Raw genomic sequence first — 11,025 nt, 5'->3', positions numbered from 1 at the left:
TTTGTACTGACCCTCTCGGGCTTTCCTCCGGGCGCTTCCTTCGTTTCCGACTCTATCAGACCGTTTCCGTTCCGATTTCCTCGGTGCTTTCCAGGTCCTTCGCCTTTCGGCGTTTTCCCTTTCCGGCGGTTCCGACTTTATCAGAAGTTCTGAGTCGGTTTTCCCGCCCTCCGGGTCAGGCACCCCCGGACGCCGTAAGCGTTGCGGGTGCCCCCTGGGCGGGAGCCGTAAACGTACTGGAGGGGAGCGCCCATGTGCAAATCGAGGCGCTCCCCTCCTGGTTCACGCGTGGATCACGCGCTGACCAGGGCTCAGACGTCGACCACGACCGGCAGGATCATCGGCCGGCGGCGGTAGGTGTCGGACACCCACTTGCCCAGGGTCCGGCGGATGAGCTGCTGCATCTGGTGCGGCTCGACCACGCCCTCCTGGGCCTGGCGCTCGAGCACCTCGACCAGCTTGGGCAGGACGTCGCCGAAGGCCTTGTCCTCGATGCCGGAGCCGCGGGCCTGGATGTGCGGGCCGGCGCTGATCTTGCCGGTGGAGGAGTCCACCACCACGAAGACCGAGATGATGCCCTCGTCGCCGAGGATCTTGCGGTCCTTGAGCGCGGGCTCGCCCACCCCGCCGACGGACAGACCGTCGACGTAGACGTAGCCGGCCTGCACCTTGCCGGTGATCCTGGCCTTGCCGTCGATCAGGTCGACGACCACGCCGTCCTCGGCGATCACGATGCGGTCGTGCGGGACGCCGGTCAGGGCGCCCAGCTCGGCGTTGGCCCGCAGGTGACGCCACTCGCCGTGCACCGGCATCAGGTTCCGCGGGCGGCAGATGTTGTAGAAGTACAGCAGCTCGCCGGCCGAGGCGTGGCCCGAGACGTGGACCTTGGCGTTGCCCTTGTGGACGACGTTGGCGCCCCAGCGGGTCAGACCGTTGATCACCCGGTAGACCGAGTTCTCGTTGCCCGGGATGAGCGACGACGCCAGGATCACCGTGTCGCCCGGGACGATGCGGATCTGGTGGTCCCGGTTGGCCATGCGGGACAGCGCGGCCATCGGCTCGCCCTGCGAACCCGTGCAGACCAGGACCACCTCGTGGTCCGGCAGGTCGTCCAGCGTCTTGACCTCGACGACCAGGCCCGGCGGCACCCGCAGGTAGCCGAGGTCACGGGCGATGCCCATGTTGCGGACCATCGAGCGGCCGACGAAGGCGACTCTGCGGCCGTACTCGTGGGCGGCGTCGAGGATCTGCTGGACGCGGTGGATGTGGCTCGCGAAGCTCGCCACGATCACGCGCTTGCGGGCGCCGGCGAAGACCGACCGCAGCACGTTGGAGATGTCGCGCTCCGGCGGCACGAAGCCGGGGACCTCGGCGTTCGTCGAGTCGCTGAGCAGGAGGTCGATGCCCTCCTCGCTCAGCCGCGCGAAGGCGTGCAGGTCGGTGAGGCGGCCGTCCAGCGGGAGCTGGTCCATCTTGAAGTCGCCGGTGTGCACGACCATGCCCGCGGGGGTGCGGATGGCCACCGCGAGAGCGTCCGGGATGGAGTGGTTGACCGCGACGAACTCGCAGTCGAAGGGGCCGAGGCGCTCCCGGTTGCCCTCCGAGACCTCCAGGGAGTACGGACGGATCCGGTGCTCCTGGAGCTTGGCCTCGATCAGCGCCAGGGTCAGCTTGGAGCCGACCAGCGGGATGTCCGGCCGCTCGCGCAGCAGGTAGGGAACGGCGCCGATGTGGTCCTCGTGCCCGTGGGTCAGGACGATGGCCTCGATGTCGTTCAGGCGGTCCCGGATGGACGAGAAGTCCGGCAGGATCAGGTCGATGCCGGGCTGCTCCTCCTCGGGGAACAGCACGCCGCAGTCGACGATCAGCAGGCGGCCGTCGAACTCGAAGACGGTCATGTTGCGACCGATCTCGCCGAGACCGCCGAGCGGGGTGACCCGCAGTCCGCCCTTGGCAAGCTTGGGCGGCGGGCCGAGTTCAGGGTGCGGATGACTCAAAAGACTCTCCTCACCACGTACGCCACGTGCCCGGGGGCACGTGGCGCGCGTGACGTTCGTGCGTAAGCAGTTGTCGTGTGAAGGTGCAGGCGCGATCGCCCTGCGTATTCAGTTGTGAAGTCCGGTGCTCAGAGCTGTACCCCGCCCTCGACCAGATCGATCTTGAGCTGGTCGAGCTCTTCGGGGCTCAGCTCCACGAGCGGGGCGCGCAACGGGCCGGCGGGCAGTCCCTGCAGGGCAAGGGCCGCCTTGACGGTCATCGCGCCCTGGGTGCGGAAGACGCCCCGGATGACGGGGAGCAGCTTGTGGTGGATCTCGGCGGCCTTGTGCACGTCGCCGCCGAGGTGCGCCTCGAGCATGGCGCGCAGGTCGGGGGCGACCAGGTGGCCGACGACCGAGACGAAGCCGACCGCGCCGATCGACAGCAGCGGCAGGTTCAGGATGTCGTCGCCGGAGTACCAGGCCAGTCCGGAGCGGGAGAGCGCCCAGCTCGCGGCGCCCAGGTCGCCCTTGGCGTCCTTGTTGGCGACGATGCGCGGGTGCTCCGCGAGGCGGACCAGCGTCTCCGTGGCGATCGGGACGCCGCTGCGGCCCGGGATGTCGTAGAGCATCACCGGCAGGCCGGTGGAGTCGGCGATCGCCGTGAAGTTCTGGTACAGGCCTTCCTGCGGAGGCTTGTTGTAGTACGGGGTCACGGTGAGCAGGCCGTGCGCGCCGAGCTCCTCGGCCGCGCGGGCCAGCTCGATGCTGTGGCGGGTGTCGTTGGTGCCGACGCCTGCCACGACGTGGGCGCGGTCGCCGACCGCCTCCAGGACGGCCCGCAGGAGGGCCGCTTTCTCCGCGTTGCTGGTGGTGGGCGACTCACCGGTGGTGCCGTTGACGATGAGACCGTCGTTGCCGGCGTCCACGAGATGGGTGGCAAGCCGCTGGGCGCCGTCGAGGTCGAGCGCGCCGTCCGCCGTGAACGGAGTCACCATGGCGGTAAGGACCCTCCCGAAGGGGGTCTGCGGAGTGGAGGTCGGTGCCATGGCTAACACGCTACTCGCTGCACCGGGCCTGGTGCGCCGTCGGGGGCCGGACATTGTGGACGAACGGGATCCCGGCACTGCCTGCTCGGGGGTTCAAGCAGTGCCGGGTCCGTATCGTCAGGCTAGATGAACTTCTCGAAATGCCGCAATCCGGACACTTCGAGCGAGGGGCGCGTTCGCCTTCGCGGGAAGGCCCGGGCGAGGGCCGTCGGTGTGCCCGCCGAGCACGTCAGGGGGCGACCCGGCCGTTGGTGTTGAAGGCCTCGTAGGTGAGCGGCATGAGCTTGGCCCACGACTGCTCCATCTGCTCCGCGACCATCTCGATCTCCCGCTGGGGGAACGACGGCACCCGGGCCAGCTCGTGCTTGGTGCGCAGGCCGAGGAAGTGCATCAGCGACCGGGCGTTGCAGGTGGCGTACATCGAGGAGAAGAGCCCGACGGGCAGGACCGCGCGGGCGACCTCGCGGGCGACGCCTGCGGCCAGCATCTCCTGGTAGGCGCGGTAGGCCTCCTGGTAGGCCTCCGTCATGGTGCGGGTGACCGTCTCCTGCTGCTCGGCGGTGCCGTCGACGAACTCGTACTTGCCGGGCCGGCCCTGCTGGACCAGCTTGCGGTCGGCGCCGGGGACGTAGAAGACGGGCTCGAGCTGCCGGTAGCGGCCGCTCTCCTCGTTGTAGCTCCACCCCACCCTGTGCCGCATGAACTCACGCATGACGAAGATCGGCGCGCTGACGAAGAAGGTCATCGAGTTGTGCTCGAAGGGGCTGCCGTGCCGGTCCCGCATGAGGTAGTTGATCAGCCCCTTGGAGCGCCCGGGCTCCTTCTCCAGCTCCTCCAGGGACTGCTCGCCCAGGGTGGAGACCCGGGCGGCGAACAGCACGTCGGCGTCCGAGGCGGTGTGCTTGACCAGCTCGACGGTGACGTCGCTGCGGAAACTTGCTGTGAGGTCGTCGGCGGGGGTGTCGGTCACGGTGGAGGTTTCCTTCGGCAGGGATCTCGGCGGTGGGTTCGACCCGGGTGGGCGGCCTTCGGCAGGCAGTCGCTCACTCTACGACGACGGCATGCGCCGATTGGACCCCGTCCGCGGCTTTCGGCCGCCGCCGGTGGCGGCGTGGGGGCAGCCCCTGGGTGGTGGGCCCGGACGCGGCTCGGTAGCCTCACCGGAGTTCGTTCGTGTGTATGGATCGTGGATCGAGTGAGGACCCGCCGTGCCCCTGCCCTTTCTGACGGCCGACCGCGCGTTCGACGAGCAGGCCGACGACGTCGTCCTCCCGTTCCACGACCGGCAGCGGTGGCGGCGGCCCTACCGGCCGGGGCCGTACCGGGTCGGGCTGGCCGCGCTGGTGCTGCTGCTCGCCTCGTTCGTGCTGGTGGCGGCGGTGATCATCGCCGCGACGACCTCGGTGACGACCGCCTGGGTGTGGTTCGGTCTGGCGGTGCTGATGATCGCCGGCGCGCTGCGCGGGCTGCGGACCGGCGTCTGGGTGAGCTCGGCGGGTCTGCGGCACGTGATGTTCTTCGCCACCCGCACCACTCCGTGGGCCCGTGTGGGGGCGCTGCGGGTCCTCCAGCAGCCTGTCCGGTGGATGGGGCTGCCGAGGACGGTGCAGGGCCAGGGACTCGTCCTGCAGCCCCGTGGCGGGCGCGGTGGCGCCGCCGCGGACGGCCGGGTGGTGCTGCTGAGCACGCACGGCGCGGACTTCCTGGGTCAGCCCGAGGTCTTCGACCGTGCGGCGGACACCGTCGAGGCGTGGGCGGACGAGTACCGGACGGTTCCGGGACGCTGAGGACGCCGCAACGGCCCCGTCGCCCGGTGGGCGGCGGGGCCGTCGTCGTGTGCCGGGCCGGCGGCGGCCGTCAGCCGCGGGTGCCTGCGGTGGGCCGGCCGTCGTGCAGCTGGATGGCGCGCTGCATGGCCTTGCGGGCGCGGGTGGTGTCGCGGGCGTCGTGGTAGGCGACGGCGAGACGGAACCAGGAGCGCCAGTCCTCCGGGGCGGCTTCCGTCTCGGCCTTGCGGCGGGCGAAGACGGCGTCCGCGGAGTCGCGGTCGATGCGGCCGCTGGGGGTGCGCTCCAGGTCGTCGACCGGGAGGCCGCCCTCGGCCTCGAGTTCGGCGGCGAGGGCGCCGGCCCGCTGGGCGAACCGGGTGTTCGCCCAGAGGAACCACAGGCCGACGGCGGGCAGCACCAGCACGGCGCAGCCCAGGGTGACGGTGAGCGGGGTGCCGACCTGGACGAGCATGACGCCGCGGCTGCCGGCCAGGACGAAGTAGGCGATCAGGGCCAGTGCGGTGACGGCGTAGGTGATCTTCGCGCGCATGGGTCAGCCCAGGTCCAGGAAGTGCTCGAGCCCGAAGGTCAGGCCCGGGGTGTCCACCACGCGGCGCACGCCGAGCAGGACGCCCGGCATGAAGCTGCGGTGGTGCAGGGAGTCGTGGCGGACGGTGAGGGTCTCGCCCTCGCCGCCGAGCAGGACCTCCTGGTGGGCCAGGAGGCCGCGCAGCCGGATGGCGTGCACGGGGACGCCCTCGACGTCGGCGCCGCGGGCCCCGTCCAGGGCCGTGGCGGTGGCGTCGGGCATCGGGGCGCTGCCGGCCGCCCGGCGGGCCTCGGCGATCAGCTGGGCGGTGCGCTGTGCGGTGCCGCTGGGCGCGTCGGCCTTGTCGGGGTGGTGCAGTTCGACGACCTCGACGGACTCGAAGTACGGCGCGGCGAGCTGGGCGAACTTCATGGTGAGGACGGCGCCGATGGAGAAGTTCGGCGCGATCAGGACGCCCGTGGAGGGGGACGCCTTGAGCCAGCCGTCGAGGGCGGCCAGGCGGTCGTCGTTCCAGCCGGTGGTGCCGACGACGGCGTGGATGCCGTTGCCGACGCAGTACTCGAGGTTGGTCATCACGGAGTCGGGGGTGGTCAGCTCGACGGCCACCTGGGCTCCGGAGGAGGTCAGGACCTCCAGGCTGTCGTGGCGGCCGAGGGCGGCCACCAGCTCCAGGTCCTCGGCGTCCTCGACCGCCTTGACGGCCGCGGAGCCGATGCGCCCCTTGGCGCCGAGTACCGCCACTCGCAGCTTGCTCATGTTGCTCCTGCTTCCTTTCGCGGGCCCCGCGGGGTCCGGTCGACGAAGGTCCGGTCGGCTCAGGACACGGCCTCGTGCAGCCGGGAGGCCTGCTTGTCCTTGAGGGGGCCGATGACCGAGAGGGAGGGACGGCGGCCCAGGATGTCCCGGGCGACCTCACGGACATCATCGGGCGTGACGGCGTCGATGCTCGCGAGGACGTCGTCGACGGACATCTGGTCGCCCCAGCAGAGCTCGCTCTTGCCGATGCGGTTCATCAGCGCGCCGGTGTCCTCGAGGCCGAGGACGGTGGAGCCCTTGAGCTGGCCGACGGCGCGGGCGATCTCGTCGTCGGGGAGGCCTTCGGCGGCCGCCCGGTCGAGTTCGTCGCGGCAGATCTTCAGCACGTCGGGCACCTGGCTGGGCCGGCAGCCGGCGTAGACGCCGAAGAGGCCGCAGTCGGCGAAGCTCGAGGTGTACGAGTACACGCTGTAGGCCAGGCCGCGCTTCTCCCGGACCTCCTGGAAGAGGCGGGAGGACATGCCGCCGCCGAGGGCGGTGTTGAGGACGGCCAGGGTCCAGCGGCGGTCGTCGGTGCGGGCGATGCCGGGCATGCCGAGGACGACGTGCGCCTGCTCGGTCCTGCGGGCGATCAGGTCGACCTTGCCGGCCGCGCGCAGGGTGCGGCTGCCGGTGCGGGGGCCGACCGGGACGGCCTCGTGGTCGGTGAGCAGTCCGGCCTTCTCGAAGGCGGTGCGGACCTGCCGGACGACCTTGGCGTGGTCGACGTTGCCGGCCGCGGCGACCACCAAGCGGGTGGGGTCGTAGTGCTTCTTGTAGAAGCGCCGTATGCGGTCGGCGGTGAGCGCGTTGACGGTGTCGACCGTGCCGAGGACGGGGCGGCCGAGGGGGGTGTCGCCGAGCATGGTCTGCGCGAACAGGTCGTGCACGCAGTCGCCCGGGTCGTCCTCGGTCATCGCGATCTCCTCGAGGATGGCGCCGCGTTCGACGTCGACGTCCTCCTCGCGGATCAGGGAGCCGGTGAGCATGTCGCAGACCACGTCGATCGCGAGCGGGAGGTCGGTGTCCAGCACGCGGGCGTAGTAGCAGGTGTACTCCTTGGCGGTGAACGCGTTCATCTCGCCGCCGACCGCGTCGACCGCGGCCGAGATGTCGAGGGCGCTGCGCCGGGAGGTGCCCTTGAAGAGCAGGTGCTCGAGGTAGTGGGTGGCCCCGTTCAGCGCGGGCGTCTCGTCGCGGGAGCCGACGTTGGCCCAGATGCCGAAGGTGGCGGAGCGCACCGAGGGGAGGGTCTCGGTGACGACGCGCAGGCCGCCGGGGAGGGTGGTGCGGCGGACGGTGCCGCTGCCGTTGGTGCCCTTGATCAGGGTTTGGGTACGGGCGACGGCCCGCACCGGGGAACCGGTGCGGGCCGTCGTCGTGGAGCTACGAGAGGTCACTTCTCGCTGTCGTCCTTGTCTGCCTGCTCGGAGTCCTCGCCCTCGATCACGGGGATCAGGGAGAGCTTGCCGCGGGAGTCGATCTCGGCGATCTCGACCTGGACCTTCTGGCCCACACCGAGGACGTCCTCGACGTTCTCCACGCGCTTGCCGCCGGCCAGCTTGCGGATCTGCGAGATGTGCAGCAGACCGTCCTTGCCCGGCATCAGGGAGACGAACGCGCCGAAGGTCGTGGTCTTGACGACCGTGCCCAGGTAGCGCTCGCCGACCTCCGGCATCGTCGGGTTGGCGATGGCGTTGATCGTGGCGCGGGCGGCCTCGGCGGCCGGGCCGTCGGAGGCGCCGATGTAGATGGTGCCGTCGTCCTCGATCGTGATCTCGGCGCCGGTGTCCTCCTGGATCTGGTTGATCATCTTGCCCTTGGGGCCGATGACCTCACCGATCTTGTCCACCGGGATCTTGACGGTGATGATCCGCGGGGCGTTCGGGGACATCTCGTCGGGCCGGTCGATGGCCTCCATCATCACGTCGAGGATGTGGAGACGGGCGTCGCGGGCCTGCTTGAGGGCCGCGGCCAGGACGGAGGCCGGGATGCCGTCCAGCTTGGTGTCGAGCTGGAGGGCGGTCACGAACTCCTTGGTGCCGGCGACCTTGAAGTCCATGTCGCCGAAGGCGTCCTCCGCACCGAGGATGTCGGTGAGGGTGACGTAGTGGGTCTCGCCGCCGATCTCCTCGGAGATCAGGCCCATGGCGATGCCGGCGACCGGGGCCTTGAGGGGCACACCGGCGTTCAGCAGCGACATGGTGGAGGCGCAGACGGAGCCCATGGAGGTCGAGCCGTTGGAGCCGAGGGCCTCGGACACCTGACGGATCGCGTAGGGGAAGTCCTCGCGGGCCGGCAGGACCGGGACGATGGCGCGCTCGGCGAGGGCGCCGTGGCCGATCTCGCGGCGCTTGGGGGCGCCGACGCGGCCGGTCTCGCCGACGGAGTACGGCGGGAAGATGTAGTTGTGCATGTAGCGCTTGCGCGTCACCGGGGAGAGGGTGTCCAGCTGCTGCTCCATGCGGAGCATGTTGAGGGTGGTGATGCCCAGGATCTGGGTCTCGCCACGCTCGAACAGGGCGGAGCCGTGCACGCGCGGGATGGCCTCGACCTCGGCGGCCAGGGTGCGGATGTCGGTGACACCGCGGCCGTCGATGCGCTTCTTCTCCTTGATCACGCGCTCACGGACCAGCTGCTTGGTGAGCGAGCGGTACGCGGCGGAGATCTCCTTCTCGCGGCCCTCGAACTCCGGGAGGAGCTTCTCGGCGGCGAGCGCCTTGATGCGGTCCAGCTCGCCCTCGCGCTCCTGCTTGCCGGCGATGGTGAGCGCCTGCGAGAGCTCGGGGCGGACGGCGGCGGACAGGGCCGCGAACACGTCGTCCTGGTAGTCCAGGAAGATCGGGAACTCGCCGGTCGGCTTGGCGGCCTTGGCGGCGAGGTCGGCCTGGGCCTTGCAGAGCACCTTGATGAAGGGCTTCGCGGCGTCCAGACCGGAGGCGACGATCTCCTCGGTGGGGGCCTCGGCGCCGCCCTCGACGAGCTTGACGGTCTTCTCGGTGGCCTCGGCCTCGACCATCATGATCGCGACGTCGCCGTCCTCGAGGACGCGGCCGGCGACCACCATGTCGAAGACGGCGTCCTCGAGCTCGGTGTGCGTCGGGAACGCGACCCACTGGCCGCGGATCAGCGCGACGCGGACGCCGCCGATCGGGCCGGAGAAGGGCAGGCCGGCCAGCTGTGTGGACGCGGACGCGGCGTTGATCGCCACGACGTCGTACAGGTGGTCGGGGTTGAGCGCCATGACGGTGGCGACGACCTGGATCTCGTTGCGCAGGCCCTTCTTGAAGGACGGGCGCAGCGGGCGGTCGATGAGGCGGCAGGTGAGGATCGCGTCCTCGGAGGGCCGACCCTCACGGCGGAAGAACGAGCCGGGGATCTTGCCGGCGGCGTACATCCGCTCCTCGACGTCCACCGTCAGGGGGAAGAAGTCGAGCTGGTCCTTGGGGTTCTTCGAGGCGGTGGTCGCCGACATCACCATGGTGTCGTCGTCCAGGTAGGCCACGGCGGAGCCGCCGGCCTGCCGGGCCAGGCGGCCCGTCTCGAAGCGGATGGTGCGGGTGCCGAAGGCGCCGTTGTCGATGACGGCCTCGGCGTAGTGGGTCTCGTTCTCCACCAGTGTTCTTCTCCTCGTCTTTCGTCCCGGGCTGCCCGTGTGGCAGGGGGACGTCGGCGGAGAAGCGCGCCGTACCTTGCGGGCCGGTCTTCGATCGAAGCTCCCGGGTGTGTCTCCCCGGGGGCCACTACCGAGGACCGGCGGCGGCGAGGTGCGCTTCCCCTCGTTCGGGTGAACCGCTCGCGTGAGCGGTCCGGTCGTGCGGCCAGTGATACGTGGTACCCCGTGTGGGTCCGACGCTCACCGGTGATCATGGTGTGTCGTGCGTGGTGCGTTGTGCTACCACACTACAAAGTGTGGGTGACACCTCGCACGTTTCCGTACATACGGCAAAGGGAGCGGTCCCCTACCCGGGAACCGCTCCCCTCACGGCGTCTTACTTGGCGCCGCCGGCCGCACCACGGCGGATGCCGAGGCGGTCGACCAGGGCACGGAAGCGCTGGATGTCCTTCTTGGCCAGGTACTGCAGCAGACGGCGACGCTGACCGACCAGGATGAGCAGACCACGACGGGAGTGGTGGTCGTGCTTGTGGCTCTTCAGGTGCTCCGTCAGGTCGGAGATGCGGCGGGTCAGGAGCGCGACCTGGACCTCGGGGGAGCCGGTGTCACCTTCCTTGGTGCCGAACTCGGTCATGATCTGCTTCTTCGTAGCGGCGTCGAGCGACACGCGTACTCCTTGGTGATGTCCTGATGGCCGCCGAGTGCCCCCGGTCTGTGTCTCGGGGGAGCTTCCGTTACTCGGGAGGCGGGGATCCGCTGGGCGCGTCCTCCAGACCGCCGTCGGGCAGGTCCGGTGGTGCGTACACAAACGGCCGTCGCCCAGAGTACCAGGCCGGACAGGGGGCCCTGGGCCCGGGTCGCACAAGTCGGCCGGGGACCCCGGCGCGCGCACTAGGGTACGTCGCGGATCGACCCGGCCCGGTTCGGGCCCGTTCGGAAGGGGCTTCGCATGGCGGAGACAGAGGAAGACGTGAAGGCCCGCAAGGAGCGGGAGCGGGACGAGTTGTACGCGCTCGACATCTCCGGGGTGGAGTGGCGCAGCGCGCCCGGGACGGAGCGGGACGAGGAGCGGGTGGAGATCGCCCACCTGCCGGGCGGCGCGGTGGCGATGCGGTCGTCGCTGGACCCGGGGACGGTGCTGCGGTACACCGAGGCGGAGTGGCAGGCCTTCGTGCTGGGCGCGCGGGACGGGGAGTTCGACCTCGAGCCCGCCGCCGAGGGCTGAGCGGAGGGGCGACCCCGAGAAACGCCGAGGGCGGGCGCGACGGTC

At 70.5% G+C, this 11,025-nt stretch carries 10 protein-coding genes; 2 read left to right on the top strand and 8 right to left on the bottom strand.

Annotation, left to right across the window (positions count from 1 at the left end; all coding sequences use genetic code 11):
* Positions 1-311: 311 nt before the first annotated feature.
* From ABT026_RS24400 to thyX, 3 genes are all read right to left on the bottom strand, one after another.
* Positions 312-1,997 (bottom strand): ribonuclease J, encoded by a 1,686-nt coding sequence (locus ABT026_RS24400; protein ID WP_351117274.1) that lies wholly within the window; start codon positions 1,995-1,997, stop codon positions 312-314.
* 128 nt (positions 1,998-2,125) lie between these two features.
* Positions 2,126-3,025, bottom strand: coding sequence for a 4-hydroxy-tetrahydrodipicolinate synthase (dapA, locus tag ABT026_RS24395; protein ID WP_351117273.1), 900 nt, complete (start codon positions 3,023-3,025; stop codon positions 2,126-2,128).
* A 229-nt stretch (positions 3,026-3,254) separates the two neighbouring features.
* Positions 3,255-3,995: an FAD-dependent thymidylate synthase gene (thyX, locus tag ABT026_RS24390; RefSeq protein ID WP_351117272.1), complete on the bottom strand. Its 741-nt coding sequence runs from the start codon at positions 3,993-3,995 to the stop codon at positions 3,255-3,257.
* 238 nt (positions 3,996-4,233) lie between these two features.
* On the opposite strand from thyX, the gene ABT026_RS24385 reads away from it, so the two are divergent.
* Positions 4,234-4,812: an SCO5741 family PH domain-containing membrane protein gene (locus tag ABT026_RS24385; protein WP_351117271.1), complete on the top strand. Its 579-nt coding sequence runs from the start codon at positions 4,234-4,236 to the stop codon at positions 4,810-4,812.
* Between the two features lie 70 nt (positions 4,813-4,882).
* Here ABT026_RS24385 and ABT026_RS24380 read toward each other — a convergent pair whose 3' ends face one another.
* From ABT026_RS24380 to rpsO, 5 genes are all read right to left on the bottom strand, one after another.
* On the bottom strand, positions 4,883-5,344 hold the full coding sequence (locus tag ABT026_RS24380) for a tetratricopeptide repeat protein (protein WP_351117270.1): 462 nt from the start codon (positions 5,342-5,344) through the stop codon (positions 4,883-4,885).
* A gap of 3 nt (positions 5,345-5,347) precedes the next feature.
* Positions 5,348-6,100, bottom strand: a complete 753-nt coding sequence (gene dapB / locus ABT026_RS24375) for a 4-hydroxy-tetrahydrodipicolinate reductase (protein ID WP_351117269.1) — start codon at positions 6,098-6,100, stop codon at positions 5,348-5,350.
* Positions 6,101-6,159: 59 nt separating this feature from the next.
* Positions 6,160-7,539 (bottom strand): M16 family metallopeptidase, encoded by a 1,380-nt coding sequence (locus ABT026_RS24370; RefSeq protein WP_351117268.1) that lies wholly within the window; start codon positions 7,537-7,539, stop codon positions 6,160-6,162.
* Positions 7,536-9,755 (bottom strand): polyribonucleotide nucleotidyltransferase, encoded by a 2,220-nt coding sequence (locus ABT026_RS24365; protein ID WP_351117267.1) that lies wholly within the window; start codon positions 9,753-9,755, stop codon positions 7,536-7,538. The genes ABT026_RS24370 and ABT026_RS24365 overlap by 4 nt, the downstream gene beginning before the upstream one ends.
* Before the next feature lie 376 nt (positions 9,756-10,131).
* The gene (gene rpsO, locus ABT026_RS24360) at positions 10,132-10,422 is read right to left on the bottom strand and encodes a 30S ribosomal protein S15 (protein WP_151775557.1); all 291 of its coding nucleotides are present in this window, start codon (positions 10,420-10,422) and stop codon (positions 10,132-10,134) included.
* A 282-nt stretch (positions 10,423-10,704) separates the two neighbouring features.
* Between rpsO and ABT026_RS24355 the strand changes: the two genes are divergently transcribed.
* Positions 10,705-10,980: a DUF397 domain-containing protein gene (locus ABT026_RS24355; protein WP_351117266.1), complete on the top strand. Its 276-nt coding sequence runs from the start codon at positions 10,705-10,707 to the stop codon at positions 10,978-10,980.
* Positions 10,981-11,025: the final 45 nt, after the last annotated feature.

Source organism: Streptomyces sp. NPDC002734, from assembly GCF_040295685.1.
Lineage (GTDB): Bacteria > Actinomycetota > Actinomycetes > Streptomycetales > Streptomycetaceae > Streptomyces.
Note: the sequence above shows the minus strand (reverse complement) of the source record. Positions and strands in the feature narration are given on the sequence as shown.